Source organism: Streptomyces sp. NBC_01498, assembly GCF_036327775.1.
Lineage (GTDB): Bacteria > Actinomycetota > Actinomycetes > Streptomycetales > Streptomycetaceae > Streptomyces.
Genome location: NZ_CP109598.1, coordinates 2,180,060 through 2,206,315, shown reverse-complemented (window position 1 = coordinate 2,206,315; position 26,256 = coordinate 2,180,060). Strand labels below are relative to the sequence as shown.

The 26,256-nt window shown below is 71.9% G+C and carries 21 protein-coding genes, 2 tRNA genes and 2 pseudogenes; 17 read left to right on the top strand and 8 right to left on the bottom strand.

What is annotated here, in order from left to right:
* Positions 1-17: 17 nt before the first annotated feature.
* Positions 18-191: a hypothetical protein gene (locus OG875_RS09120; RefSeq protein ID WP_330173709.1), complete on the top strand. Its 174-nt coding sequence runs from the start codon at positions 18-20 to the stop codon at positions 189-191.
* A 118-nt stretch (positions 192-309) separates the two neighbouring features.
* On the top strand, positions 310-1,401 hold the full coding sequence (locus tag OG875_RS09115; RefSeq protein WP_330173708.1) for a YlbL family protein: 1,092 nt from the start codon (positions 310-312) through the stop codon (positions 1,399-1,401).
* Positions 1,402-1,594: 193 nt separating this feature from the next.
* On the opposite strand, the gene OG875_RS09110 is transcribed toward OG875_RS09115, so the two are convergent.
* Positions 1,595-2,191, bottom strand: coding sequence for a PPA1309 family protein (locus tag OG875_RS09110; RefSeq protein WP_330173707.1), 597 nt, complete (start codon positions 2,189-2,191; stop codon positions 1,595-1,597).
* Between the two features lie 160 nt (positions 2,192-2,351).
* On the opposite strand from OG875_RS09110, the gene OG875_RS09105 reads away from it, so the two are divergent.
* The 4 genes from OG875_RS09105 (at position 2,352) to OG875_RS09090 (ending at position 7,968) form a co-directional block, all read left to right on the top strand.
* On the top strand, positions 2,352-5,276 hold the full coding sequence (locus OG875_RS09105) for a UPF0182 family membrane protein (protein ID WP_330177673.1): 2,925 nt from the start codon (positions 2,352-2,354) through the stop codon (positions 5,274-5,276).
* Positions 5,277-5,318: 42 nt separating this feature from the next.
* Positions 5,319-5,392, top strand: a tRNA-Met gene (locus OG875_RS09100).
* A gap of 237 nt (positions 5,393-5,629) precedes the next feature.
* On the top strand, positions 5,630-7,612 hold the full coding sequence (locus tag OG875_RS09095; protein WP_330173706.1) for a tetratricopeptide repeat protein: 1,983 nt from the start codon (positions 5,630-5,632) through the stop codon (positions 7,610-7,612).
* A gap of 282 nt (positions 7,613-7,894) precedes the next feature.
* A tRNA-Met gene (locus tag OG875_RS09090) sits at positions 7,895-7,968 on the top strand.
* A gap of 111 nt (positions 7,969-8,079) precedes the next feature.
* Here OG875_RS09090 and OG875_RS09085 read toward each other — a convergent pair.
* The gene (locus OG875_RS09085) at positions 8,080-8,496 is read right to left on the bottom strand and encodes a Fur family transcriptional regulator (protein WP_330173705.1); all 417 of its coding nucleotides are present in this window, start codon (positions 8,494-8,496) and stop codon (positions 8,080-8,082) included.
* A 127-nt stretch (positions 8,497-8,623) separates the two neighbouring features.
* Here OG875_RS09085 and OG875_RS09080 point away from each other — a divergent pair, with 127 nt between their 5' ends.
* Positions 8,624-10,093, top strand: a complete 1,470-nt coding sequence (locus OG875_RS09080) for a catalase (protein ID WP_330173704.1) — start codon at positions 8,624-8,626, stop codon at positions 10,091-10,093.
* 262 nt (positions 10,094-10,355) lie between these two features.
* On the opposite strand, the gene OG875_RS09075 is transcribed toward OG875_RS09080, so the two are convergent.
* Both OG875_RS09075 and hisN read right to left on the bottom strand, forming a co-directional pair.
* Positions 10,356-10,757 (bottom strand): CBS domain-containing protein, encoded by a 402-nt coding sequence (locus OG875_RS09075; RefSeq protein ID WP_330173703.1) that lies wholly within the window; start codon positions 10,755-10,757, stop codon positions 10,356-10,358.
* A 249-nt stretch (positions 10,758-11,006) separates the two neighbouring features.
* Positions 11,007-11,807: a histidinol-phosphatase gene (hisN, locus tag OG875_RS09070; RefSeq protein ID WP_330173702.1), complete on the bottom strand. Its 801-nt coding sequence runs from the start codon at positions 11,805-11,807 to the stop codon at positions 11,007-11,009.
* A gap of 134 nt (positions 11,808-11,941) precedes the next feature.
* Between hisN and OG875_RS09065 the strand changes: the two are divergent.
* Positions 11,942-12,430, top strand: a pseudogene (locus tag OG875_RS09065) (TetR/AcrR family transcriptional regulator); the annotation flags it as partial.
* Between the two features lie 361 nt (positions 12,431-12,791).
* On the opposite strand, the gene OG875_RS09060 reads toward OG875_RS09065, so the two are convergent.
* From OG875_RS09060 to OG875_RS09045, 4 genes are all read right to left on the bottom strand, one after another.
* Positions 12,792-13,115 carry a DMT family transporter gene (locus OG875_RS09060; RefSeq protein WP_330173701.1) on the bottom strand — a complete coding sequence of 108 codons (324 nt, stop codon included), beginning with the start codon at positions 13,113-13,115 and terminating at the stop codon, positions 12,792-12,794.
* A gap of 126 nt (positions 13,116-13,241) precedes the next feature.
* Positions 13,242-14,252 (bottom strand): ribosome small subunit-dependent GTPase A, encoded by a 1,011-nt coding sequence (gene rsgA / locus OG875_RS09055; protein WP_330173700.1) that lies wholly within the window; start codon positions 14,250-14,252, stop codon positions 13,242-13,244.
* 4 nt (positions 14,253-14,256) lie between these two features.
* On the bottom strand, positions 14,257-15,633 hold the full coding sequence (gene aroA, locus OG875_RS09050) for a 3-phosphoshikimate 1-carboxyvinyltransferase (protein WP_330173699.1): 1,377 nt from the start codon (positions 15,631-15,633) through the stop codon (positions 14,257-14,259).
* Between the two features lie 186 nt (positions 15,634-15,819).
* Entirely contained in the window at positions 15,820-16,557 is a 738-nt protein-coding gene (locus OG875_RS09045; protein WP_330173698.1) for a M50 family metallopeptidase, read from the bottom strand.
* A gap of 344 nt (positions 16,558-16,901) precedes the next feature.
* Between OG875_RS09045 and OG875_RS09040 the strand changes: the two genes are divergently transcribed.
* From OG875_RS09040 to def, 9 genes and pseudogenes are all read left to right on the top strand, one after another.
* Positions 16,902-17,417, top strand: a complete 516-nt coding sequence (locus tag OG875_RS09040; RefSeq protein ID WP_330173697.1) for a lytic polysaccharide monooxygenase auxiliary activity family 9 protein — start codon at positions 16,902-16,904, stop codon at positions 17,415-17,417.
* Between the two features lie 204 nt (positions 17,418-17,621).
* Complete coding sequence (locus OG875_RS09035) at positions 17,622-18,446, top strand: SOS response-associated peptidase (RefSeq protein WP_330173696.1); 825 nt, start codon at positions 17,622-17,624, stop codon at positions 18,444-18,446.
* A gap of 116 nt (positions 18,447-18,562) precedes the next feature.
* A complete protein-coding gene (locus OG875_RS09030) occupies positions 18,563-19,228 on the top strand; it encodes an alpha/beta hydrolase family protein (protein ID WP_330173695.1) in 666 nt (221 codons plus the stop codon).
* Between the two features lie 342 nt (positions 19,229-19,570).
* Positions 19,571-20,230, top strand: coding sequence for a sigma-70 family RNA polymerase sigma factor (locus OG875_RS09025; RefSeq protein WP_330177672.1), 660 nt, complete (start codon positions 19,571-19,573; stop codon positions 20,228-20,230).
* Complete coding sequence (rsrA, locus tag OG875_RS09020) at positions 20,227-20,544, top strand: mycothiol system anti-sigma-R factor (RefSeq protein WP_330173694.1); 318 nt, start codon at positions 20,227-20,229, stop codon at positions 20,542-20,544. Before OG875_RS09025 ends, rsrA begins: the two co-directional genes overlap by 4 nt.
* Before the next feature lie 298 nt (positions 20,545-20,842).
* Positions 20,843-22,219, top strand: a pseudogene (locus OG875_RS09015) (HD-GYP domain-containing protein); the annotation flags it as partial.
* 733 nt (positions 22,220-22,952) lie between these two features.
* Positions 22,953-24,251, top strand: coding sequence for an HD-GYP domain-containing protein (locus OG875_RS09010; RefSeq protein ID WP_330173693.1), 1,299 nt, complete (start codon positions 22,953-22,955; stop codon positions 24,249-24,251).
* A gap of 104 nt (positions 24,252-24,355) precedes the next feature.
* On the top strand, positions 24,356-25,360 hold the full coding sequence (locus tag OG875_RS09005; protein ID WP_330177671.1) for a tetratricopeptide repeat protein: 1,005 nt from the start codon (positions 24,356-24,358) through the stop codon (positions 25,358-25,360).
* A 100-nt stretch (positions 25,361-25,460) separates the two neighbouring features.
* On the top strand, positions 25,461-26,174 hold the full coding sequence (gene def, locus OG875_RS09000; protein ID WP_330173692.1) for a peptide deformylase: 714 nt from the start codon (positions 25,461-25,463) through the stop codon (positions 26,172-26,174).
* The last annotated feature ends 82 nt before the right edge of the window (positions 26,175-26,256 follow it).

The following is a 26,256-nucleotide window of genomic DNA, read 5'->3' as shown; positions in this document are numbered from 1 at the left end:
GGGGTAAGGAGGTACGGATGGCCGCGCTCGCCTGGTTGCTGATTCCGTTCTTCGCCGCCGTCGGCGCGGCGATATGGGGAGGCTGGGCCTCAAGGAACCGAACCATCGGAGATGTCGCCGAACTGGCCGGCTACGCACGCTTCCGGGACGCGATGGCGAAGCCCACTCCCGCCCCGACGGACGCCGCCTGAGCCACCCGCACCGCCCGGTCGACCCCGCCCGTCCGGCGGATGCCCGCCGGGGCGCCCACGCCCCCGTACGGACCGGCCCCGGGGGTGCTCCGACAGACCCTTACCGTACTGTCGTTCCATGCCACGCCGCACCGCGACGATGCTCGCCTCCACCCTCGTCCTCATCGCGCTGCTCTGCGCGGGAGTGTTCATCCCGGTCCCGTACGCGGAGATGAGCCCCGGTCCGACGGTGAACACGCTCGGCAAGGCGAACGGCGAGCCGGTGCTCCACATCTCCGGTCGCAAGACCTATCCCACGACCGGTCATCTCAACATGACGACCGTCAGGGTCACGGGCGCGGACTACCGGATGAATCTGGTCGAGTCGGTCCACGGCTGGCTGTCGCACGACAACATCGTGGTGCCGCACAACACGCTCTATCCGGACGGCAAGACGGAGGAGCAGTCCACCCAGGAGAACGCCGAGGAGTTCAGCCAGTCCCAGGAGAGCGCCAAGGTCGCCGCCCTGATGGTGGAGAACATCCCCGTCACCTCACGGGTCGTGGTCTCCGCTGTGGTCAAGGACAGCCCCTCCGAGGGCACGCTGCACGCCGGTGACGTGATCAAGGCGGTGGACGGAAAGACGGTCACCGCGCCGCCGGACGTCGCCGAGATCGTCACCGAGCACCGGCCGGGCGAGGACGTCGTCTTCACCATCGTCCCCGCCAAGGTCGCCCAGGCCGCCGAGAAGGCCGGCAAGGAGCCCGAGGGCAGCGAGCGGGTCACGATCAGAACGGTGCCGTCGGACGAGGGCGACGACCGCGCCATTGTCGGCATCCAGGCCGGGACGGACCACACCTTCCCGTTCGAGATCGACATCAAGCTGGCCGACGTGGGCGGTCCGAGCGCCGGTCTGATGTTCGCCCTCGGGATCGTCGACAAGATCACCCCCGGTGATCTCACGGGCGGCAGGTTCGTCGCCGGGACCGGCACGATAGACGACAACGGCAAGGTCGGACCGATCGGCGGGATCGGGATGAAGCTCGTCGGCGCGCGGGACGCGGGCGCTCGGTACTTCCTGACGCCGGACGAGAACTGCGCCGCGGCGGCCTCCGACATCCCCGACGGCCTGACCCTGGTGCGGGTGAAGAACATCAAGGACGCGACGGCGTCCCTGGGGAAGATCAGGAGCGGCGACACGGCCGGTCTGCCGAGCTGCTCCACCGGCTGACCTGGACGGTCGGCGGGCTGCCCCTGGCGCTGCGGATCGTCGCCGCCCGGCTGCTGACGCCACGTTCTCGCACGTCCGGACGGGCCGCGGGTGCGGCCCGTCCGGACGTGTCTCGTCAGTGCTCCGTGTGGTCGGGCAGAGGTCGGGCAGCGCTCCGGCAGATGTTCGGGCAGTGCTCCGGCCGTACGAGGTCCTACGCCTCGAAGGTGGCGGCCAGCGCCTCGGCCAGCCCCGGCACCAGGCCGGCGCCGGTCAGCACCTGCGTCGGTGAGTCCTTCTCGCGCAGCCGCAGCGCCGAGTCGCGCGTCCCGTCACGCAGTACGGCGACGGTCATCCGTACCTCCTGCCGGTCCGGATGCGCGGCGACCCAGTCCACCAGCGCGGACTCGTCCAGGTCGTCGGGCACCGACGCCTCGGCGGACGGCGGCAGCATCAGACGCTCCACCGTGATCGCGCAGCCCGCCACCGCCCCGGGCCAGGCGATCGTGGCGAGGAACTCGTCCAGCGGTGTGCCCGCCGGGATCTCGTCCTGCTCGACGGGGGTGAGCGGGGCGGGTGTCGCGTCGTCGTCCAGCCCGAGCTGGCCGGCCAGCTCGGGCTCGTCGGCGCGCAGCCGGGCGGTGTCGACAAGGGCGAAGAGTCTGGCCGGCTGGTCCCAGCCCAGGCCGGAGGCGTACTCGTCGATCTCCAGCACCGCGCGGGTGATGGGGGTCGAGGCGACCGGGCCCGACGCCGGGCGGGGCCCGTCGGACGAGGACGCGGAGGAAGAGGAGGAGGAAAGGTTGGACATGGCCAACATCCTGCCTCCTTCCGACCCCCCTGCGGGAACTAGGTAAAGCCTCAGTAAGTTGCATGAGTGGGCCCTACGATCGCCGGGGCCCGTTTACAGTCGCCGATTCAGTTGTTTTCACACGACCGCGAACTTCGAGGTGCGCACGTTGGCTTTCCAGATGCCGGACCGCGGCGGAGGCCCGACCGGGCCACGGATCAGAGTGGGCCGGCCGTCCAGACGTGCCCGGACCCTGCTCATGACACTGGGCATCCTGGCTGTGCTGGCCATGATGTTCGTCATGTTCGCGGGGTTCTGGACCGACTGGCTCTGGTATCGCTCGGTGCATTATTCGTCCGTTTTCACCACCACCCTCTGGACGAAGATCGGCCTGTTCGCGGTCTTCGGTCTGCTGATGGCGGCGGCCGTCGGCGTCAACATCTGGCTGGCGCACCGGCTCCGTCCGCCGCTGAGCGCGATGTCGCTGGAGCAGCAGAGTCTCGATCGTTACCGGATGGGCATCGCCCCGTACAAGAAGTGGGTGCTGGCCGGGATCACCGCGCTGGTCGGGCTGATCGCCGGCGCGTCGGCCGCCGGTCAGTGGCGCACTTGGCTGATGTGGGTCAACGGCGTGCCCTTCGGTCAGAAGGACCCGCAGTTCCACATGGACGTGCAGTTCTACGCGTTCGACCTGCCCTGGTACCGCTTCATGCTCGGATTCGGCTTCGCCGCCGTGATCCTGGCGCTGATCGCGTCCGCGCTGACGCACTATCTGTACGGAGGGCTGCGCGTCACCAGCCCCGGCGCGCGTGCGACAGGCGCGGCGACCGGTCATCTCTCCGTGCTGCTCGGTCTGTTCGTCTCACTCAAGGCCGTGGCGTACTGGCTCGACCGGTACGGGCTCGCGGTCAAGTCGAGTGATTTCAAGGCCACCGGCAACTGGACGGGTCTGCGGTACGTCGACGCCAACGCCTATCTCCCGGCGAAGACGATCCTGTTCTGCATCGCCGCCATCTGCGCCGTGCTGTTCTTCGCGACGCTCTGGCGCCGTACCTGGCAGCTGCCGGTGATCGGCTTCGGTCTGATGGTGCTGTCCGCGATCCTGATCGGCGGCCTCTACCCGGCCATCGTGCAGAAGTTCCAGGTCCAGCCCAACGAGCAGGCCAAGGAAGCCCCGTACATCGAGAAGAACATCGATGCCACACGGGCCGCCTACGGGATCGACGACGCCGACGTGACGGACTACTCCGGCAAGGGCGACCCCGCGCAGAAGTCGCAGCAGCGCGAGGAGGCCGACTCGGCCGCCAGCTACCGGCTGGTCGACCCGAACGTCGTGTCGCCCGCCTTCCAGCAGCTCCAGCAGGAGCGCAAGTACTACCAGTTCCCGGACACGCTGGACGTCGACCGCTACCTCGGCCCGGACAAGAAGCCGCAGGACACGGTCATCGGTCTGCGCGAACTGAACATCGCCGGTATCCCCAAGCGCAACTGGATCAACGACCACTTCACCTACACCCATGGGTACGGAGCGATCGCGTCCAAGGGCACGGGGACGGTCACCGACGAGAACGACGGCACGGTGGGCGCGCCCGACTTCACGGAGTCCGGGCTGCCGACCACCGGCCAGCTCGGCGAGTACGAGCAGCGGATCTACTACGGCGAGAAGACCCAGCAGTACTCGATCGTGGGCGGCCCGCAGAAGGAGCTCGACTACGAGAAGAACGGCGAGAAGACCACCAGCTACAAGGGCGACAGCGGTGTCGACCTCTCCAACCCGGTGAACCGCGCGGCGTACGCCGTGGCGTTCAACGAGCCGCAGATGGTCTACTCGGGCGCCATCGGCGAGGGTTCGCGGATCCTCTACAACCGCACGCCCAAGGAGCGCGTCGAGGCGGTCGCACCCTGGCTGACCATCGACGGCGACGCCTACCCGGCCGTGGTCGACAACAAGATCAAGTGGATCGTCGACGCCTACACCACGACGAACGGCTACCCGTACGCCTCCCGTACGACGCTGGGCGACACCACCGCCGACTCGCTGACCAACAACCAGCGCGCGGTCGTCGCACAGCAGAACCAGGTCAACTACATCCGCAACTCGGTGAAGGCGACCGTCGACGCGTACGACGGCTCTGTCGAGCTGTACCAGTGGGACACCGAGGATCCGGTCCTTAAGACCTGGATGAAGGCGTTCCCGGACACGGTGAAGCCCAAGACGGAGATCAAGCCGGACCTGCTGGCCCATCTGCGTTACCCGCAGGACATGTTCAAGGTCCAGCGCGAGCTGCTCACCCGCTACCACGTCACGGACGCCGCCCAGTTCTACAGCGGCTCCGACGCGTGGCAGGTGCCCGACGACCCGACGAACAAGGACAACAGCGCGGTCCCGCCGTACTACCTGAGCCTGAAGATGCCGGGACAGTCCGGGCAGAAGTTCTCGCTGACGACGACCTTCACCCCCAACGGCCGCCCCAATCTGGGGGCGTTCATGGCGGTGGACGCCGACGCCAACAGCGACGACTACGGCACGATCCGGGTCCTGAGAGTGACCTCCACGGTCCAGGGACCCCAACAGGTGCAGAGCGAGCTGAACGGTGTACCCGAAGTCGCCACGTTCGTCCGGGACATGAGAGGCACCGACTCGGACATCGAGTACGGCAATCTCCTGACGGTCCCGCTCGGCGGCGGTTTCCTCTACATCGAACCGGTGTACGCGCGCGGCGGCAGCGCGAACTATCCGCTGCTGAAGAAGGTCGCCGTCTCCTACGGAGGCAAGCCGGTCTTCAAGGACAGTCTCTCCGAGGCGCTGAACGCGGTGTTCGGAGTGGACGGCGCCGAACCGCCACCGGAGACGACACCGCCGGGCGACGGTGACACCACGACGCCGCCGGCCACCGGCGACGCCGCGCTCACGAAGGCCATCGCCGACGCCCAGAAGGCGTACACGGACGGTGAGGCGGCCCTCGCGAAGCAGGACTGGGTCGCGTACGGAAAGGCCCAGGAGGCCCTCCAGGACGCCCTGGAGCGGGCCGCGGCGGCGGAGAAGGCCACCACCCCGGCGCCGCCGGCCGAGGCCCCGGCGGACGGGGGCGAGGACCCGAGCTGATCAGCAACCACCCCGCGTCGTGGTACGGTTGGGACACAACGACGCGGGGTGGAGCAGCTCGGTAGCTCGCTGGGCTCATAACCCAGAGGTCGCAGGTTCAAATCCTGTCCCCGCTACTCGAAAGACAGAGGCCCGGATCCGATCAGGATCCGGGCCTCTGTCGCGTGCTGCGCCATGTCGGTGTCTGTTCGTGGTCGGTCCGTGACCGTCCGTCGGGTGAAGTGGAGGGTGAGCGGCGGGAGTTGGCGTGAGAAGAGTTTGAGTTGTCTCTCTGTGGGCATGTCGACAAAACGCTGAAGTGACCTTGCTGGCCGCGCTGTACCGGGTGTACGCGGGTAACAGGTGGTGCAACGATGGACTTTATGGGGGACAGGGCAACTCTGTTGGAGACGGGGTGGTTTGTGCAGCCACGGGCGAAGAGTGCGGCCGACGCGGAGAATTCCGGGGACGCGACCGGTGCCGCGAATGCCGACGGCCCGACGGGGAACGCCGACGCCGAGACCGAGGCGCGCCACCGGCGGGCCGCCGACGCCGGTGACGTCGCGTCCATGAGCGTGCTCGGCTCGCTGCTGCTGCGCCGGGGCGATCTCGACGCCGCCGAGACCTATCTGCGCGCGGCCACCGCCGAGGGCGACCGCGCTGCGGCCAACAACCTGGGCGTTCTCCTCCATCAGCGCGGCTACCCCGAGGAGGCGTCGGGCTGGTGGCGCGTCGCCGCCGTCGCCGGGTCCGCCGCCGCCGCGCACGCGCTGGGCCGGTACTACCGCGAGCAGGGCGACGAGCCCGCCGCCGAGTACTGGCTGCGCCAGTCCGCCGAACAGGGGCACGCGCTGGGCGCGTACGCCCTCGCCGACCTGCTGGAACACCGCAGCGACGTCGGCTCCGAGCGGTGGCTGAGGGCCGCCGCCGAGCAGGGGCACCGGGAAGCCTCGTACCGCCTCGCACGGGCGCTGGAGCGGCGCGCCCGGCAGTCCGCGCGTACCGGCCACAGTGCCCGCGCGGTCGTCGCGGTCAAGGGCGTGACCACGGGCCGGGGCGCGGGCCCCGGCGCGCAGACCGGCGCGCGCAAGGGCGCGGGGGGCAACGGCGGTACGGGTCCCGGGCCCGACGCCGACGCGGGCCAGTCGCTCCTCGCGGAGGCCGCCCAGTGGTACCGGCAGGCGGCGGCGCGCGGCCACCGGCGGGCCGCGCTGCACCTGGGCGCGATCCTGGAGAGCCGCGGCGAGCTGAAGGAGGCGGGACGCTGGTATCTGACGTCCGCCGAGGACGGTGAGGCGCGTGCCGCCTGCGCCCTCGGCTTCCTGCTGCGCGACGCCGGTGACGAGGAGAGCGCCGCCGTCTGGTGGCTGCGGGCCGCGCAGGACGGCGACGGCAACGCCGCCAACGCGCTCGGGGCGCTGCACGCTGCGCGCGGCGAACAGCAGACCGCCGAGCGCTGGTACCGCGCCGCGATGGACGCGGGAGACGTCAACGGTGCGTACAACCTCGGGCTGCTCTGCGCGGCCCAGGACCGCACCGTCCAGGCCGAGCAGTGGTACCGCCGGGCCGCGTACGCGGGCCACCGCGAGGCGGCCAACGCGCTCGCCGTGCTGCTCCTCCAGGCCGACGACCCGACCGGCGCCGAACCGTGGTTCTCCAAGGCGGCCGAGGCGGGCAGCGTCGACGCCGCGTTCAACCTGGGCATCCTGCACGCGGGCCGCGACGACGACCGCGCCGCCCTCCTCTGGTACGAGCGGGCGGCGGCGGCCGGGCACACCGAGGCGGCCCTCCAGGTCGGCATCGCGTGCCTCAGGGACGGCGACGAGCAGGCGGCGGAGCGGCACCTGCGGTGCGCGGCCGGCGGCGGCAGTACGGAGGCGGCCTTCCGGCTGGCCACCCTGCTGGACGCCCGGCAGCCCCCGCCCGGCGCTCCGGCGCTCGGCCAGGGCCAGCCGGCCAAGACCGAGTGCGAGCAGTGGTACGAGCGGGCCGCCGAGCACGGCCACCGCCGTGCCCAGGTGCGCGTCGGGATGCTCGCGGCGGGGCGGGGCGACATGACGGACGCGGCGCGCTGGTACCGGGAGGCGGCGGAGGCGGGCAGCCGCAACGGCGCCTTCAACCTGGGACTCCTGCTGGCCCGCGAGGGCAGCGAGCGCGAGGCGGCGCTCTGGTGGTCCCGCGCGGCGCAGGCGGGCCACGGGCGCGCCGCGCTGCGCCTGGCGCTGCTGGCCGCCCGGCGCGGTGAGCTGGCCGAGGGCCAGCACTGGTGCGCCCGCGCGGTGGAGCTGGGTCCGTCCGAGGTGACGGAGCGCGCGGCGCGGCTGCGCGAGGCGCTGCACCAGGAGCTGACCGCGTGAGCGGCGATCACCGGGCGGCCCCGGGCGGCGGGGTCTGACATCGGCTGCCGGTGCCCGGTGCCCGGTGCCCGGTGCCCGCTCGCCGGTCGCTGGTCGGCTCGTCGGCGTTCGTGGGCCGGGGGAGCCCGGCGGGTGCGGCCGCCAGCCCGTCACGAGGCGGAGGACCCGTGTCGTGCGGGGTCACCTCCCCGGTGCCCCGCGTGAGGTGCTGGGCGGGTGTCCTGCCCCCGCCGAAACGGATTTGCGCTGGTCGACGGGGTCACGTAATGTCAGGTTCACCGACGCGGGGTGGAGCAGCTCGGTAGCTCGCTGGGCTCATAACCCAGAGGTCGCAGGTTCAAATCCTGTCCCCGCTACTCGCAGAGAACGAAGGCCCGGATCCGGTCAAGGATCCGGGCCTTCGTCGTGTTCGGGTCATGGGGCGGGCGCGGGGTCGAGCGGGACGTCCGGAACGTCGTTGCCGGGAGTCAGGCCGCGGCGCAGGTGGGGCAGGTGCCCCGGTACGTCACTTCCACGTCCGAGACCGAGAAGCCGAAACGCTCCGCCGCGGGCAGGTCGGCGAGCGGGTCGCCGGTCGGGTGCACGTCGCGGATCGTGCCGCACCGCGCGCAGACCAGGTGGTGGTGGGGCCGGTGGGCGTTCGGGTCGTACCGCTTGGCGCGGCGGTCCGTCGACACCTCGATGACCTCGCCGAGGGTCACCATCTCGCCCAGGGTGTTGTAGACCGTCGCCCGGGAGATCTCGGGCAGTCGCGCGACGGCACGCGCGTGCACCTCGTCGGCCGTGAGATGCACGTGGTCCCCGTCGAGGACCTCTGCCACCACACGGCGCTGGGCGGTCATCCGCCAGCCGCGTTCGCGAAGTCGTTCCAACAGGTCACTCATGAGGGTCAGCTTAACAGTGAGGGTCCCTAGATCCTGAACGAGTGTCGAGTTGGACTCTTGCTTGACTTAGACAAAGTCCACCGTAGGATCGTGGCAGGCATTCGCCGGGGGACGGATCGGGCAGACGATGACGCAGGAGGCGTACGTGACGCAGGGACCGCTCACCACGGAGGCCGGCGCGCCGGTCGCCGACAACCAGAACAGCGAGACGGCGGGCGTCGGCGGCCCTGTGCTGGTGCAGGACCAGGCCCTTCTGGAGAAGCTGGCCCACTTCAACCGCGAGCGCGTCCCCGAGCGCGTCGTGCACGCCCGGGGCGCCGGCGCGTACGGCACCTTCACGGTCACCCGCGACGTGTCGCGGTGGACGAGGGCGGCGTTCCTCTCCGAGATCGGCAAGCAGACCGAGACGTTCCTGCGCTTCTCGACCGTCGCGGGCAACCTCGGCTCGGCCGACGCGGTGCGCGACCCGCGCGGCTTCGCGCTGAAGTTCTACACCGAGGACGGCAATTACGACCTCGTCGGCAACAACACCCCGGTGTTCTTCATCAAGGACGCCATCAAGTTCCCCGACTTCATCCACACCCAGAAGCGCGACCCGTACACCGGCAGCCAGGAGGCCGACAACGTCTGGGACTTCTGGGGGCTGAGCCCCGAGTCGACGCACCAGGTGACCTGGCTCTTCGGCGACCGGGGCATCCCCGCCACGCTGCGCCACATGAACGGGTACGGGTCCCACACCTACCAGTGGAACAACGCGGCCGGCGAGGTCTTCTGGGTCAAGTACCACTTCAAGACCGACCAGGGCATCAAGAACCTCACCACCGACGAGGCGAACCGGCTCTCCGGGGTGGACCCCGACAGCCACCAGCGTGACCTGCGCGAGTCCATCGAGCGCGGTGACTTCCCGTCCTGGACGGTGCAGGTCCAGGTGATGCCGGCGGCGGAGGCGGCCACGTACCGCTTCAACCCGTTCGACCTGACCAAGGTCTGGCCGCACGAGGACTACCCGCCGGTCGAGATCGGCAGGCTGGAGCTGAACCGCAACCCGGAGAACATCTTCGCCGAGGTCGAGCAGTCGGTCTTCAGCCCGGCGCACTTCGTGCCGGGGATCGGCCCCTCGCCGGACAAGATGCTCCAGGGCCGTCTGTTCGCGTACGGCGACGCCCACCGCTACCGCGTCGGTGTCAACGCCGACCATCTGCCGGTGAACCGTCCGCACGCCACCGAGGCGCGTACGAACAGCCGGGACGGTTTCCTGTACGACGGCAGGCACAAGGGCGCCAAGAACTACGAACCGAACAGCTTCGGCGGCCCGTTCCAGACCGACCGGCCCCTCTGGGAGCCCCTGCCCGTCGCGGGCGCCACCGGCAGCACGGAGGCCCCCAGTCACGCCGAGGACAACGACTTCGTGCAGGCCGGGAATCTCTACCGGCTGATGTCGGAGGACGAGAAGGCACGGCTGATCGACAACCTCGCCCAGTTCATCTCCAAGGTCTCGCGCGACGACATCGCCGAGCGGGCGGTCACCAACTTCCGTCGGGCGGACGGAGACTTCGGCAAGCGGCTCGACACCGCGGTCCAGGCCCTGCGCGGCTGACGGCCCTCGCCGAATGAGGTGGAGGCCGGGTTCCGGGACGGACCCGGCCTCCATCGTTTTTCCCGGCAGTCAGCGCCAGCACTCGCGGCCCGCCGTGCGGGTGCCGGTCCGGGCGGAGTCCGGCCGGCCGGACCGGCGGATCGGACCCTGCGCGGGATCGGCTTCCGCCCGGCAGGAACGCGGGACCCGGATCGACCGGTCGGCCCGGTCGGCCCGTACGCGGCCCGGAGCGGCCCGGCCGCAACGGCGGCCCAGACCGGCCTCAGCCGGTCAGCGCCGCCGGCCGCCGCTTGGCCGGGGCCCAGCAGCGGATGATGTCGCGTACCGACACGATGCCGACCGGCTCCCGGTCGTCGCAGACGATCAGATGGCGAAAGCCGCCGTGCGTCATCGCCTGGGCCGCCTCCTCCAGCGTCCAGACCGGTGAGGCGAAGACGACGTCGGTGGTCGTGTGGGTGCCGGCGAGTTCGACCTCGGGATCCTGCCCGCTGCCGATCGAGATCAGGATGTCGCGCTCGGTGATGATCCCGAGTCCGCAGGTGTCGGTGTCCAGCACGACGGCCGCACCGATACGGCGCTCCGCCATCAGTTGCGCGGACTGGCGGAGTGTGTGGGTGGGCCCGATGGTGAGGACCACCGTGCTCATGGCGTCACGGACGAGCATGGGGTGGAGCCACCTCCTCGGTGAACCGGTCCCTCTGCTGGAGAACGGATTCACAAGTTCACAAGTGGGGGGACTTTCAGAGTGGCACCCCCGCCGTGACGCAACAAGGGGGCGGGTGAGGTGAGGAACCCGGCGTGCGGTGATCGACGTCGCACGCCCCAGGCGCGCCAACGACTCCGATTCCCCCGAATGGCCGAGTGTCCAGGCAACAGAACTTGCCAGGACGGCATCGTCCGGTCGGCGGGACCGTCAGTAGCGCTGGTTCAGATAGCCGAGCAGTTCCTCGTGCAGCAGCCCGTTCGACGCCGCCGCGTTCCCGCTGTGCGGTCCCGGACGGCCGTCCAGACCGGTGAACCGCCCGCCCGCCTCCTGGACGACGATCGACGGCGCCGCCATGTCCCACAGCGACAGCTCCGGCTCCGCGCACATGTCCACCGACCCCTCGGCGACCATCATGTACGGCCAGAAATCGCCGTACCCGCGCGTACGCCAGCAGACCCGGGTCAGATCCAGGAACCCGTCGAGCCGGCCCTGCTCCTCCCAGCCCGTCAGCGACGCGTACGCGAACGAGGCGTCCTCGACGCGCGAGACCTGTGACACGTGCAGCCGGCTCGCCGACGAGAGGCTGCGGCCGGTGTACGCGCCGCCGCCCTTGGCCGCCCACCAGCGCCGCGCCAGCGCGGGCGCCGACACCACACCGACCACCGGCTCGAAACCGCCCTCGCCGGCCACCATCAGGGAGATCAGCGTCGCCCACACGGGCACACCGCGTACGTAGTTCTTGGTGCCGTCGATCGGGTCGATCACCCAGCGGCGCGGGCCGGTTCCCTCGATGCCGTACTCCTCGCCCAGCACCGCGTCCCGGGGCCGCGCACGCTGGAGATTGCCGCGGATCTGCTCCTCGGCCGTCTTGTCGGCCTCGGTCACCGGGGTCATGTCCGGTTTCGTCTCGACCTTCAGGTCGAGAGCCTTGAACCGGTCCATCGTCGCGGCGTCGGCCGCGTCCGCCAGGACATGGGCGAGTCGCAGATCATCGTGGTAATCGGGCATGGTCGTCACAGTATCGACCGCGTCCGAGATCGGGCTACGGGCGGCCGGGGAGCGGGACGGCCGCCGCGGACCCTTGACAGCGTGCGAGCCTGCGTCAACTCTGAGTGCGGAGCCGATCGGCCCGGGAGGCAATGATGCCTACAGCGCGTGAAGCCCTACTCAATTCCGCCCTCGCGGCGGTCACGGACCAGCCCTGGTCCGCCGTCAGGATGGTCGACGTCGCGTCGTCCGCCGGAGTCTCCCGGCAGACCCTCTACAACGAGTTCGGCAGCAAGGACGGTCTCGCCCGCGCGCTGGTGCGGCGCGAGGCGGATCTGTATCTGCACGGCGTCGAGCGGCTGCTGGCCGAGCCCGCGGACCCGGTCGACCGGCTGGTGTCGGTGGCCGAGTGGACGGTCTCCGAGGCACGCTCCAGGCCGCTGCTGCGGGCCCTGCTCACGGACGGCTGGACCGAGCGTCACCCGGCGCCGCGTCCCGTACGCCCCTCGGCCGCCCCGGGCGGGGCGCCCGCCCAGCGCCGCGCGGATGCCGGGCCGCCCGCCCCGGCGGACCTGGTGACGGCGGTGCGGAACAGAGCCGTGGTCGCGCTGGACCCGTCGCGGGGCGACCGGCGGGGGCGCCCGGAGCCCGCGTCCCCGCCCCGTGCGGAGCCGGGGCGTGTACCGGCCGGGCGGCTGCGACGGCCGCGCGTGGACCAGGCCCGTGTCGATCAGGCCCGTGTCGATCAGGCGCGGGCCGAGCACGTACGGACCGAGCAGGCGCGGGCCGATTCCGCGCGTACGGATCCGGCGCGCACCCCGCCGCACCGCAGGGCCGAGCCCGTCCTCCGTACGAAGGACGACTCCGCCGAGCTGGCCTTCCGCTGCGAGCTGGCCGTACGTCTCGCCCTCGCCCACGTCGTGGCACCGGACGGCGAGTCCGTGGGCCGCCTGGTGCGCGCCGCCGTCGCCGGGCCCGCCAACGGCGGCGGAGGCGGCGGTGCGGTCAGTGCTGCGAGCCCGAGAGCTGAAGGCCGATGACTCCGACGATGACCAGGGAGATCGAGACGATCTTCAGCGCGGAGACGAGATCGTCCAGGAAGATCATCCCGTAGATCGCCGTACCGGCCGCGCCGATTCCCGTCCACACCGCGTACGCCGGCCCGACGTCGAGCTTCTTGAGAGAGAGGGTCAGCAGACCGAAACTCGCCAGCGCGAAGGCCGCGAACGCGATGGTCGGCCAGAGCCGGGTGAATCCGTGCGAGAGCTTGAGACAGACGGCGAAGCCCGTCTCCAGCAGCCCCGCGACCACGACCAGCAGCCACGCCATCGTCCTGTGCCTCCCGCATCCCTGACCGCGCGTTTCGACATGCCTTGCGGTGTCTTGTCAGACCTTGCCAGGGAGGGGCCGGTTTTATGTGCTCGACCGGGCGTGGAGGCGGCAGACATCCCGCGATCAGTCGCCCTCGCGCCGCTCCCGGGTGGAGAGCAGCCGGCGCAGCGAGTCGAGCCGCGAGGGATCGGCGTGGCCCTCGGCGACCCAGGCGTCCAGCGCGCAGTCCGGTTCGTCGTGGCCGCACCCGCGCGGGCAGCCCTCCGTCCCCGGCACGAGATCCGGGAAGGCGAGGATGACCCGCGAGGGGTCGACGTGGTTCAGCCCGAAGGAACGGATACCGGGTGTGTCGATCACCCAGCCGTCGGCCTTCTCAAGAGGCAGTGCCAGCGCGGAGGTGGTGGTGTGCCGGCCGCGCCCGGTGACCGCGTTGACCTGACCGGTCGTCCGGCGGCGGTCGTCCGGTACGAGCGCGTTGACCAGCGTCGTCTTGCCGACGCCGGAGTGCCCGACGAAGGCGGTCGTGCGGCCTTCGAGCGCCTCACGCACCCGGTCGGCGGCCTCGCCGGTGGCCAGTTCGTCCCGCCGGGTGACCACGTAGCCGATGCCCAGCGGCCGGTAGGTGTCCAGCAGTTCGTCCGCCGGGGCGAGGTCGGACTTGGTGAGGATCAGCAGCGGTTCGAGCCCGGCGTCGAACGCCGCGACCAGACAGCGGTCGATCAGCCGGGGCCGGGGCTCCGGGTCGGCGAGGGCGGTGACGACGGCGAGCTGGTCGGCGTTGGCGACGATCACGCGCTCGAAGGGGTCGTCGTCGTCCGCCGTGCGCCTCAGTACGGAGCGGCGCTTCTCGATCCGTACGATGCGCGCCAGCGTGTCCTTCTTGCCGGTGAGGTCGCCGACGAGCATCACCCGGTCGCCCACCACGGCGGCCTTGCGGCCCAGTTCCCGGGCCTTCATCGCGAGGACGACGGTGTCGCCGACCAGACAGGTGAGCCGGCCGCGATCGACGGTGAGGACCATGCCCTCCGCCGCGTCCTCGTGCTTGGGGCGGATGTTGGTGCGCGGCCGGTTGCCCTTGGGGTTGGGGCGGCTGCGGATGTCGTCCTCGTCCGGGTTCTTGCCGTAGCGGCGCATCGCGTCAGGCTCCCGCTCCCGCGAGCATCTCGGTCCACATCTGCGGGAAGTCGGGCAGTGTCTTGGAGGTCGTCGCGACGTTCTCGATCTCCACGCCCTCGATCACGAGACCGATGACCGACCCGGCCGTGGCCATGCGGTGGTCGTCGTACGTGTGGAAGACACCGCCGTGCAGCGGGCGCGGGCGGATGTGGAGACCGTCGGCGGTCTCGGTGACGTCACCGCCCAGTTCGTTGATCTCCTTGGTGAGGGCGGCCAGCCGGTCCGTCTCGTGGAGCCGCAGATGGGCGACGCCGCGCAGGGTCGAGGGGCCGTCCGCGAGGGCCGCGACGGCGGCGATGCCGGGGGTGAGTTCGCCGACCTCGCCGAGGTCGATGTCGATGCCGTGGACCCGGCCGCCTCCGGTGAACGTCAGCCCGTGGGGCGTCAGTTCGCAGGAACCGCCCATTTCGGTGAAGATGCGGCGCAGTACGTCGCCGGGCTGCGTGGTGCGCGAGGGCCAGTCCCGTACGGTCACCCGGCCGCCGGTCACCAGGGCGGCGGCGAGGAACGGCTGGGCGTTGGACAGGTCCGGCTCCACGGTCAGGTCCCGGCCGAGCACCGCGCTGGGGGAGACCCGCCAGACGTTCGGCTCGCCGCCCGTCTCCGGCTCGTCGACCTGGGCGCCGACCCGGCGCAGCATGTCGACGGTCATCCGGATGTGCGGGAGGGACGGGAGGGTGGCGCCCACGTGCCGTACCTCGACGCCCTGGTTGAAGCGCGGGCCGGAGAGCAGCAGCGCGGACACGAACTGCGACGACGCGGAGGCGTCGATCTCGACGGCGCCGCCGTCCAGCGCGCCGCCGCCGTGCACGGTCAGCGGGAGCGAACCGCGGGACTCGTCGTCGACCCGGGCGCCGAGCGCGCGCAGGGCGTCGATGACGCCGTGCAGCGGGCGTACGTAGGAGCGCGGGTCGCCGTCGAAGTGGACGGGGCCGTCGGCGAGGGCCGCGACGGGCGGCAGGAAGCGCATGACCGTGCCGGCGTTGCCGACGTCGACCGTGGCCGGGCCGTGCAGGCCGTTGGGGAAGATCCGCCAGGCCTCGCCGGTGTACGGGGCGCCGCCCCCGGCGCCCACCGGGGTCATGGAGCCCGCGGCGGCGGAGCTGGAGGAGACCGTCTCCTCGATGCCGACGCCCATCGCGCGCAGGGCGTCCGCCATCAGGAGGGTGTCCCGGGAGCGCAGGGGGCGGCGCAGCCAGCCCGGCTCGGCGGCCAGCGCGGCGAGGACGAGGCCGCGGTTGGTGACCGATTTCGAGCCGGGCACGGTCACCGTCGCTTCGACGGCTCCGCTCGCGTGGGGGGCGGGCCAGAGGGCAGGGTGCACGGCGCTTTCGGTCATGCTCTTCACTTTAGTGGCTGCTCAACGAGCCTGATCTCGATCAAATACGGGGAAATCAGGGCGTAATAATGAGGTGGTATGAGGACGCGGCACCGGTTCGGGGGTCCGTGCGCGTCGCCGGCGGCCCATGAGTCCCGGCCGCCCCACCGGACGCCGACCGGGTGAGCGCCGGGTCCCCGCCGTGCGTCACAGGCCCAGCAGCCAGGTGCCGCCGCCGATCAGCGAGCACAGCGAGACGGCGTGGAAGAGGAACAGCCACAGCACCGCCGGTACGTGCGTCAGCCGGGAGAGCTGGTCCGCGTCGGAGTCGGGGGCGCCGCCGTGCCGTCGCTTGGACTGGAGCTCGAAGGCGGGCCGTACCCCGCCGAGCAGCAGGAACCAGACGGCGGCGTACGCGAACGCGGCCTGGGTGGTGGGGCCGGTCAGCCACGAGATCAGCAGGAAGGCCGCGCCCGTGACGACGACGGTCAGCGCGCCGTACGCGTTGCGGATCATCACCAGCATGGCCAGCAGCAGGGCCGTGGCCAGCCACAGCAGCAGGGTGATGTGGTGCGCGGCGAGCAGCCAGGCGCCGCCGAGGCCCAGCAGGGACGGCGCCGTGTAGCCGGCCGCCGCGGTGAGGATCATGCCGATGCCGGTGGGCCTGCCGCGGCTGACGGTGAGCCCCGAGGTGTCCGAGTGCAGCCGGATGCCGTCGAGTCTGCGGCCGGTGAGGAGGGCGACGAGGCCGTGGCCGCCCTCGTGGGCGATGGTGACCGCGTTGCGCGAGACCCGCCAGACCGGGTGCGGGCCGACGGCGGCGAGCGCCACGACGGCGGTGGCTATCACCAGCCAGTCGTCCGGGACGGGCTGGGTGCCGAAGACGCGGTCCCACAGCTCGGCCGGCGAGGAGGCCGCGAGGGCGCGGGAGGCGGTACTGATCATCGCTCGGACGACTCCTTAGGAGGATGTGCGTCGTCGCAGTGTGGCACTTGCGCGCATGCCGTGACCCGCCCATACGACCTAGAGGGTTTCAAGCCACGTGCGGTCAAGGGCAGTTCAAGTCTTGACGCCACCCGAAAGCGGCTGCCATGGTCTAGACCTAGTAGAACATGGGAGTGGCCAGGCCCCCGCGACAGTGCTCCACCGGACCGTCACCGGACTTCTGCCGCTGTCGATGCAACTGTTCGTGCACCTTCGCGAGTTCCCCACACGAGTGAGTCCGTCAAGGTCGGAGCCGGTCATGTCGCCGGCGTCGGCCGTCCGGACATCGCCACGAAGGAGTTGTCATGCACAAGAAAACCCGTCTCGCGCTCGTCCTGAGCGCGGCGGTGGCACCGATCATCGCCGTCACCCTGCCCGCCCCGGCCGCCTCCGCGCACGGCTGGATCAACTCGCCCGCCAGCCGGCAGGACCAGTGCAAGACCGGCGTTGTCTCCTGCGGCGACATCAAGTGGGAGCCGCAGAGCGTCGAGGGCCCGAAGGGCCAGACCAACTGCCACGGCGGTGTGGGCAGATTCTCCGAGCTGAGCAACGACAGCAAGGGCTGGCAGCGCAGCAACATCAGCGCCAACCAGACCTTCAACTGGACGCTGACGGCGCGGCACCGCACCAGCACCTGGCAGTACTTCGTCGGCAACACCAAGGTCGCCGAGTTCAACGACGGCGGTGCCCAGCCCGGCGCGTCGGTCAGCCACAACGTCAACTTCGGCAGCATCCGCGGCAACCAGAAGGTCCTGGCCGTCTGGAACGTCTTCGACACCGCGAACGCCTTCTACGCCTGCGTCGACGTCAACATCCGCTGACCCGAGCGGAGTCGTAGCCGGCACATGTCCCTGTCGGGGCCGGGACGCACCCCCGGCCCCGACAGGCTTCGGGTGGCGGCGGCCCCACCCTCCCGGCCGCCGCCACCCGTCCCGGCATACCCCGACCCCCTGCGCGCGTCACCGCGGAGTGGGTAGCGTGATCACGCGTCGAGGCGCCGGATCACGGCGGAGGAGTGGTGCAGCATGTGCGGTCGGTACGCGGCGAGCCGGACCCCGGAGGATCTCGCCGAGGTCTTCGAGGTCGAGGCGTGGGAACCTCCGGAGAACGGGGACCCCCTCCCGCCCGACTGGAACGTGGCGCCTACCAAAGAGGTGTACGTCGTCCTGGAGCGCCCGGTGAAGGGCGCCGACGACCCCGCCCCCGTACGACAGCTCCGCACGCTCCGGTGGGGCCTCGTGCCCTCCTGGTCCAAGACCCCCGAGGGCGGGGCCCGGATGATCAACGCGCGCGCGGAGACCGTGCACGAGAAGCCGTCCTTCCGCGGCCCCTTCGCCTCACGGCGCTGTCTCATACCGGCCGACGGTTACTACGAATGGGTGACCGCGCCGGACGAGCGGCGGCTGGAGGAGCAGGGAAAGAAGAAGCGGCCACGCAAACAGCCGTACTTCGTCACCCCGGCCGACGGCTCGGTGATGGCCCTGGCGGGCCTGTACGAGTTCTGGCGCGACCGGACCCTGCCCGACGATCACCCGAACGCCTGGTGGGTGACCTGCTCGGTCATCACGACCGAGGCGGAGACCGCCCCGCTCGGCGTGGCCCCGGCCGAGGGCCCGGCCTCGCTGTCCGACATCCACCCCCGGATGCCGCTGATGCTGCTGCCCGAGCGCTGGGACGCCTGGCTGGATCCGGCGCGTACGGATCCGGACGGACTGCGCGAGCTGCTGGCGCCGCCGCCGGAGGGGCTGATGCGGGCCTATCCCGTGACGACGGCGGTCAGCAACGTACGGAACAACGGTCCGGAGCTGCTGGAGGAACTGGCGGCGCCCGAGGAGGGCACCCTCTTCTGACCCCCTTCGGGCCCTGATCCTCGTCGGGTCCGATCCGCTGCGGGCTTTCGCTTCGGGCGCGGGCTTCCCCTTCGGGGTTACCGGCCCGGTGTCCGTCCGGTGTGATCCTTGGACTCATGCAGAGCGAGATCGTCGACACCCCGGCGGGCGACGCCCGTATCACCTGGCACCCTCCTGAGGAGGAGACGGCGGCCCGCCTCGTGCTCGCCGTCGGCCACGGCGCCGGCGGCGGCGTCGAGGCCCGCGACCTCCGTGCGCTCGCCGCGGCGCTGCCCGCGCTCGGGGTCACCGTGGCGCTGGTCGAGCAGCCGTGGCGGGTCGCCGGGAAAAGACTCGCGCCCGCGCCGAAGACCCTCGACACGGCCTGGCGGGCCCTGTGGCCCGCCCTCGGGAAATCCGGCCTGCCCGTCGTCGCGGGCGGGCGCAGCGCCGGGGCGCGCGTGGCCTGCCGTACGGCGCGGGAGCTGGGCGCCCACGCCGTACTGGCACTGAGCTTCCCGCTCCACCCGCCCGGCCGGCCGGAGAAGTCCCGCGCCGACGAACTGCTCGGGGCCGGGGTACCGACCCTCGTCGTCCAGGGCGGGAACGACCCCTTCGGGAAGCCGGCCGAATTCCCCGGCGGCGCGCGCGGGCCCCTCGGTGCACCGTACGAGTTGCTGGAGGTGCCGTACGGCGACCATTCCTTCGCCCTCCCCAAGAGGGCGGCGCTCACCCAGGACGAGGCCCTGACCGTCCTGACGGACGGCGTCGGGCAGTGGATCCGGTCACAGTCGGCCCGCTGACGACGACGGACGACCACGGCTGGCGACCCGGCGCAGCCCCCCACGCCTCACCGTCGGCCCCCTGACGGAGCGTGCGCGGGCACCCGGGAATGCGTCGCCGGTGACGGCTGTTGTGGGGGATGTCGGTACACAGAAGCTGGAAAGGAAGTCCGTCGCATGGGTTCGACCCTCTGCACCAGCCGGTCGCGCGCCTCCGAGATGGAGTGGACGGTCCTCTCCGCACCGAGGACCGCGACGGCCCGGTCGTCGGCCGAGACCGCCGCGAAGCCCGCCCCGGCACAAGGTCGACTATTCTCCGATTCGAGCGGGTCCGCCTTCGGGCCCGCCGCAGCGTTGGAGGAGGTGGGTCCGGTCACTGGGACCGACACAGGGACCGACGACGGCCGCAGGGAAGAGTCCGCCGCCGAGCGCAACGCCCGTTTCGAGCGGGACGCACTCGGCTATCTCGACCAGATGTATTCGGCCGCCCTGCGCATGACGCGCAACCCGGCCGATGCCGAGGACCTCGTGCAGGAGACCTACGCCAAGGCGTACGGCTCCTTCCACCAATTCCGTGAGGGAACCAACCTCAAGGCGTGGATGTACCGCATCCTCACCAACACCTTCATCAACTCGTACCGCAAGAAGCAGCGCGAGCCCCAGCGCAGCGCCGCCGAGGAGATCGAGGACTGGCAGCTGGCACGCGCCGAGTCGCACATGTCGACAGGTCTGCGCTCCGCCGAGTCCCAGGCGCTCGACCACCTCCCCGACTCCGACGTGAAGTCGGCCCTCCAGGCGATTCCCGAGGAGTTCCGCATCGCCGTGTATCTCGCCGATGTCGAGGGCTTTGCGTACAAGGAGATCGCGGACATCATGGGGACACCCATCGGTACGGTGATGTCGCGACTGCACCGGGGCCGGCGTCAACTGCGCGGCATGCTTGAGGACTACGCCCGCGAGCGCGGGCTCGTCCCGGCCGGCGCCGGAGAGTCGTCGGACGATCGGAAAGGCTCGGGCTCATGAGTTGCGGAGAGCCGCACGAGACGGATTGCGCCGAAGTTCTCGACCACCTCTACGAGTACCTCGACCGGGAGATGCCGGACAAGGACTGCACCAAGTTCGAGGAGCACTTCGACGAGTGCTCGCCGTGCCTGGAGAAGTACGGGCTCGAACAGGCCGTGAAGAAGCTGGTCAAGCGGTGCTGCGGGCAGGACGACGTCCCGGCCGACCTGCGGGCCAAGGTCATGGGACGCATCGATCTCCTGCGCGCGGGTCACGCCGTGCCGGACGAGGACGTGACGGTCGAGTCGGACCGGGCCACCAGCACCAAGGAGTAGCCGGGCGCCGCGGCTGCGGCGCCCGCTGATCGCACCCGCCCCGCCAGTTCGTCGCGGACTCACGCACTCGCCGATTCACGGAGCTTGCGGACTCACGGACGAGTGAGCTGTACACCTGCGGGGCGCGAAAGGCGCACTCAACAGCGCGCCCCCACGTACGCCGCACTCCCACTTCACCCGATGGTGCGAACCACCGCCGTACGCCCCTGAGCCGCCGCCCAACTCGCTAGCCTGACCCTTTGTTTCAGGCCGGTGCCGAGGGTCGAGCGCGGGGTCGAGGGGCGGGGGTGACCGCGAGGTGAACGCCATTCCGGGAGCGGCACGCGCGTACATCTGCTGCGCGGTGCTGGGCGCCCTCGCGTGCGTGCTTCCCGCCTTCGCGACGCCCGGACCGCGCTCCGGCGGGGACCCCGGCTCCCTGGCGGGACCGGGCGGCCTCTGGCCCGTCGTCCTGCTGCTCGGCGCGCTGTACGCGCTCTGCGAGGCGCCGGCCCGCTGCCGCGTCCTGGGTGCGTCGGTACGCGGCTCCATGCCCGTCGCCGCCGGGTCGTTCTTTCCCGTGCTGCTCGCCGCCGCGTTCCTGCTGCCGCCCGCCGCCGCCGCTCTCGTGGCCCTCCCCGGCGGGCTCTGCGGCCAGGTCGCGCACCGGCCGGCCGGGGTCCGCCGGGTCTGGCGCGCGGCCCAACTCGCCCTCGCCACCTGGACCGCGGCCGGGACACACCGGCTCCTCGGCGGACCGGCCTCCTTGGGAGGCGCCGAGTACCCCGGCCACGGCGCCCCCGGTCAGGGTCTCTCCGGCCTTCCCGACCTCCCGTACGCGCTGCTTCCCGCCGGGGCCGCCGCGCTCGCCTTCTGCCTCGTCCTGACCGTGCTCGACGGCGGCATCCTCGTGACCGCCGAGCGCCGCCCCGTACGCACCGCCTGGCGCGGCCTGCTGTCGCGCTCACTCGCGCCGTACGGGGCGCACGCGCTTGCCGGGCTGGTGATGGCCGTGCTCTGGCGCAGCCCGTACGGTCCGCTCGGCGCGCTCCTCGTGCTGCCGCCGATGTACGTCTCCTGCTGGGTCGTCACCCGGTACCACCGCGAGCGCGCCGCCCATCAGCAGACCATCAGGGCGCTCGTCCAGGCCGTCGACCTCAAGGACCGCTACACACGCGGGCACAGCGAACGCGTCGGGCGCGCGTCGGCGATGATCGCCGGTGAGCTGGGGATGGCGGGGGAGCGTCTGGAAGTACTGCGGTTCGCCGGGATTCTGCACGACGTCGGCAAACTCGGCGTCCCCACACGGGTGTTGCGCAAGGACGGGCCGCTGACCCCGGAGGAGCGCCGGGTCATCGAACTGCACCCCGAGTACGGCCACGAGATCGTGCGCGGCATCTCCTTCCTGGGAGAGGCCCGGCTGGCGATCCTGCACCACCACGAACGGCTCGACGGCAGCGGCTACCCGTACGGCCTCGCGGGGACCGACATCCCCGAGTTCGCCCGGGTGGTCGCCGTCGCCGACGCCTTCGACGCGATGACCTCCCACCGCACCTACCGGCGGGCCCGGCCGGTGGCGACGGCGGTGGAGGAACTGCGGCGCTGCGCGGGGACACAGTTCGACCCGGCGATGGTGCGGGCGCTCGTGCGGGCGCTGGACCGGCACGGCTGGCAGACGGCGGTCACGTCCGACGAGACGAGCAAGACGGGCGGGACGGGCGGGACGGGCGAGACAGGCGGGACGGGCGGGACGGGCGGGACGGGCGGGACACGCGGAGCAGCCGGGGCAGGCGGCGCGAGCGAGATGGACAAGGCGGACGAGGCAGGCGGGACGGGCGGGACGGGCGGGACGGGCGGGACACGCGGAGCAGCCGGGGCAGGCGGCGCGAGCGAGATGAACAAGGCGGACGAGGCAGGCGGGGAGGGCGGGGCGGACGAGGCAGGCGGGGAGGGCGCGAAGGACCGGGCGGGGACGCCGGATGTGCCGCCGCCGGTGCCGGACGCGTCGCGGAGGGCGCCGGACGGGCCCTCCGCGACGCCTTCCCTCCCCGCCGAAGCGCTGCTCACAGGCCCTGCGGACGCCCTCACCGCCCCGCGAAAAAACGTCCCGCCACCGAGCCGCCCGCACGACCCCCGCCCGACACCGAACCCCGGCTTGCCCGGCGTGCCCGGCAGCCGCCGGTGAACGCCGGCCAGGGATGCACCGGCGCCCGCACGGCGCGTGCCGCCCGGTCCGCGACATCCGGTCCGTACTCGTCCGGCGCCACGGCGGGTCACCGGAGCCGTGCGAGCGGGTCCGGCGCTCGCGGAGTGCCCCGCCGCTTCACCCACGGCCCGCGCAGCGCTCCCGCCACCGCGGCGGCCTCCGACCGCCACGGACCCCGCCCCCGCGTGCCCCCACGCCCCGCCACCGCCTCCGGCGGCCACGAATGAACCCCCTGCCCCGCGCCTCCCTCACCGTCGCCGCCGTCCACGGCGCCGCCCTCGCGCTCGCCGGGATCGCCCTCGGGCACACCCTCCGGCAGGGACTCGCCGAGCCCCGCACCGCCCTCGCCTTCGGCGTCCTCATCGCCGTCGGCGAAGCCGTCCACCGGGGCGCCCCTCCCGGCGACCGTGACCACGACCGTGAACGCCCCCGCGCCCCCGTGCCCGCCGGACCGGGTCTCGGGACGGCGGGGGCCCTCGCGTACGCCCTGCTCGGCCAGAACGCGGGCCGCCCGGCCGAGCACGGGGTCCTCCAGACCGTCGCCGTCGTCGGCGCGGCGCTCCTCGTCGGAGCCGTACCGCGTCTGATGACCGGCCACGCCCCCGCGCGCGACCACCTGGCGCGCCTGGTGCTCTCCGTCGGCTTCGTGGCCGTCTGCTTCCGCCCGTTCGCCGCCTCCGGTGCGTGGGGCGGACGGCTCGGCGAGGGCCCTGCCCATGTGCTTCTGCTCCTCCTCCTACTGACGGCGACCGCCGGGTGCGACGCGGTCCTCGCCGCGCTGCTCCGCCGTGCCCGCACCCGCCGGCCGTACGCCGCGCTGCTCCGCGACGAACTGCGCGCCCTGGCGGGCATCGGCTCGGCCGTCCGCGCGACCGCCGCGCTGCTGGCCCTGGGCGTCGCCGTCGCCGGGCCGTGGGCGCTGCCCGTCTTCTGTGTGCCGCTGCTGCTGACCCAGCTGTCCGACCGGCGGTACGCGGCGGTCCGCACCACCTACGGCCAGACCATCACCTCCCTCGCCCGCGCCACCGAGATCGCCGGGCACACCCGCCGGGGCCACGCCCGCCGCGTCGCGGAGCTGAGCCGTGCCGTCGGCCGTGAGCTGGGACTCTCCGGCGCCGAGCTGACCGTCCTCGAACACGCGGCGCTGATGCACGACATCGGCCAGCTCTCCCTCGTCGACCCCGTGCCCGACGGCGCCACCGCCCCGCTGCCGGCCGCCGAGCAGCGCCGGATCGCGCTCCTCGGCGGGGCCGTCGTCCGTCAGACCGGCGTCCCGTCGGCGGTCGCCGTCGTCGTGGAGCGGCAGGCCGATCCGTACCGGGAACAGCCGCTCGCGGCCCGCATCGTCCGCGCCGTCAACGCGTACGACGACCTCACCGGTGCGAGCGGCGGGACCGCTGCCGGACTTGACGCCCTGGAACGGCTGCGCCTGCGCACCGCCCACGACTACCAGCCCGAGGTGGTGGAGTCTCTCGCGCGCGTCCTGTCACGCGGTGGTCTGACCCCTGGTCGGGCTGGGTAACCCATGGGTAAGGAGCGAGTGTCCGACCGGGCATGGTTGGATGCGAAGAGGAGTCCAAGAGGGTGTCCGGGGCGACAGACCCGAGCGACCGGCAGGCGGGAATCGTGAAGATCTTCGGGAAGGTACGGCATCGGCCCTCCGCCTCGTGGCGGCAGGCCACCGACCGCGCGTTCACGCTGATCGGCGACGGACGGTACGAGGACGCGGGTGCGCTGCTCACGCGTGCGGCGGATCTGGAGCCCTGGCTGTCGGAGTCCTGGTTCAACCTGGCTCTGCTGCACAAGTTCCGCCACGACTGGGAGCAGGCGCGGGCCGCCGGGCTGCGCGCCGTCGCGCTGCTCGACAAGGAGACCGGGGCACCCGATTGGTGGAACGTCGGCATCGCGGCCACCGCCCTCCAGGACTGGCCGCTGGCGCGGCGTGCCTGGCAGGCGTACGGCCTTAAGGTGCCCGGCGGCCAGTACACGAACGCGGCGACCGGTGAGCCGGTCGGCATGGACCTGGGCAGCGCGGCGGTACGGCTCTCTCCGGAGGGCGAGGCCGAGGTCGTCTGGGGCCGCAGGCTCGACCCGGCCAGGATGGAGATCCTGTCCATTCCGCTGCCGTCGTCCGGCCGCCGCTGGGGCGAGGTCGTCCTGCACGACGGTGTGCCGAACGGCGAGCGCACGACGGCCGCCGGCTCGCACGGTGCGGCGCGCGCCTTCCCCGTCTTCGACGAGATCGAGCTGTGGGCGCCCTCGCCGGTGCCGACCTGGGTGGTCCTGCTGGAAGCGGCGACCGAGTCCGACCGGGACGCCCTGGAGCGCCTGGCGGCCGACGCGGGCTTCGCCGCCGAGGACTGGTCGTCCTCCGTACGACTGCTCTGCCGGGCCTGCTCGGAGAGCCGCATGCCGAGCGCCGAGGGCGACGGCGAGCACCTCGACCCGCACGACCACAGCGAACCGGGTCACCCGGGGCCGCTCGGCCACCGCACGGAGGGCGAGCTGTGGGTGCCCGAGCGCGAGTGCGGCATAGCCGCGCCGCCCGGACTGGTGCGCGGTCTGCTCGACGGCTGGGTCGCCGACAGCCCGCAGACGCGCGAGTGGCGGGATCTCGAAGAGGTCTGCTGACGCCGCGGGGGCGGCCGCCGGGGCCGTAGGCTGTACGGGCACATCGCGCAGGCGGCGGTGTACAGGCAGCAGCGGGTACCGAGGAAGGCGTACTGCGGACATGACGCAGCAGGAGACGGACCAGAAGACCGAGGGCGGGGCCTCCGGGGCGGAGCGGGAGGACGGGTTCGTCGCGGGCGGCGAGGCGGTCACGGGCGGCGACGGGCTGGTGGACGACGAGGGCTTCGTCGTCGACAGCGAGAACGCGGAGGCCCGCGAGGCGGCGTACCGCGCGCGCGGCACGTCGCGTCCGATCACCGTCGTCGGCAACCCGGTCCTGCACAAGGAGTGCCAGGACGTCACCACGTTCGACGACGAACTCGCGTCGCTGGTGGACGACATGTTCGCGAGCCAGCGGACGGCGGAGGGCGTGGGCCTGGCCGCCAACCAGATCGGTGTGGACCTGAAGGTCTTCGTCTACGACTGCCCGGACGACGACGGGGTGCGGCACGTGGGCGTCGTCTGCAATCCGGTGCTGGACGAACTCCCGCCGGAGCAGCGCAATCTGGAGGACGGCAACGAGGGCTGCCTGTCGGTCCCGACGGCGTACGCGGAACTGGCGCGCCCCGACTACGCGGTCGTGCGCGGCCAGGACGTGCGGGGCAAGCCGATCAAGGTGCGCGGCACGGGCTACTTCGCGCGCTGCCTCCAGCACGAGACGGACCATCTGTACGGCTATCTGTACATCGACCGGCTCGCCAAGCGCGACCGCAAGGACGCGCTGCGGCAGATGGAAGAGGGCACACCGCGGTACGAGGTCGTACCGAACGCCTGAGCACGGACACGGCGCCCGCGCTGAGGCGCGGCGAACACGGCCCCCGGCGCCCGCGCTGAGGCGCAGTGGACGCGGCCCCCGT

Coding starts and splice junctions, on each gene's coding strand:
- aroA (WP_330173699.1), bottom strand. CDS start 15,633: ATGACCGAAAGCGCCGTGCACCCTGCCCTCTGGCCCGCCCCCCACGCG.
- OG875_RS09040 (WP_330173697.1), top strand. CDS start 16,902: ATGCACAAGAAAACCCGTCTCGCGCTCGTCCTGAGCGCGGCGGTGGCA.
- OG875_RS09010 (WP_330173693.1), top strand. CDS start 22,953: ATGAACCCCCTGCCCCGCGCCTCCCTCACCGTCGCCGCCGTCCACGGC.
- OG875_RS09045 (WP_330173698.1), bottom strand. CDS start 16,557: ATGATCAGTACCGCCTCCCGCGCCCTCGCGGCCTCCTCGCCGGCCGAG.
- OG875_RS09105 (WP_330177673.1), top strand. CDS start 2,352: ATGCCGGACCGCGGCGGAGGCCCGACCGGGCCACGGATCAGAGTGGGC.
- rsrA (WP_330173694.1), top strand. CDS start 20,227: ATGAGTTGCGGAGAGCCGCACGAGACGGATTGCGCCGAAGTTCTCGAC.
- OG875_RS09095 (WP_330173706.1), top strand. CDS start 5,630: ATGGACTTTATGGGGGACAGGGCAACTCTGTTGGAGACGGGGTGGTTT.
- OG875_RS09030 (WP_330173695.1), top strand. CDS start 18,563: ATGCAGAGCGAGATCGTCGACACCCCGGCGGGCGACGCCCGTATCACC.
- OG875_RS09120 (WP_330173709.1), top strand. CDS start 18: ATGGCCGCGCTCGCCTGGTTGCTGATTCCGTTCTTCGCCGCCGTCGGC.
- OG875_RS09060 (WP_330173701.1), bottom strand. CDS start 13,115: ATGGCGTGGCTGCTGGTCGTGGTCGCGGGGCTGCTGGAGACGGGCTTC.
- OG875_RS09075 (WP_330173703.1), bottom strand. CDS start 10,757: ATGCTCGTCCGTGACGCCATGAGCACGGTGGTCCTCACCATCGGGCCC.
- OG875_RS09035 (WP_330173696.1), top strand. CDS start 17,622: ATGTGCGGTCGGTACGCGGCGAGCCGGACCCCGGAGGATCTCGCCGAG.
- OG875_RS09085 (WP_330173705.1), bottom strand. CDS start 8,496: ATGAGTGACCTGTTGGAACGACTTCGCGAACGCGGCTGGCGGATGACC.
- OG875_RS09115 (WP_330173708.1), top strand. CDS start 310: ATGCCACGCCGCACCGCGACGATGCTCGCCTCCACCCTCGTCCTCATC.
- def (WP_330173692.1), top strand. CDS start 25,461: ATGACGCAGCAGGAGACGGACCAGAAGACCGAGGGCGGGGCCTCCGGG.
- OG875_RS09110 (WP_330173707.1), bottom strand. CDS start 2,191: ATGTCCAACCTTTCCTCCTCCTCTTCCTCCGCGTCCTCGTCCGACGGG.
- hisN (WP_330173702.1), bottom strand. CDS start 11,807: ATGCCCGATTACCACGATGATCTGCGACTCGCCCATGTCCTGGCGGAC.
- OG875_RS09080 (WP_330173704.1), top strand. CDS start 8,624: ATGACGCAGGAGGCGTACGTGACGCAGGGACCGCTCACCACGGAGGCC.
- rsgA (WP_330173700.1), bottom strand. CDS start 14,252: ATGCGCCGCTACGGCAAGAACCCGGACGAGGACGACATCCGCAGCCGC.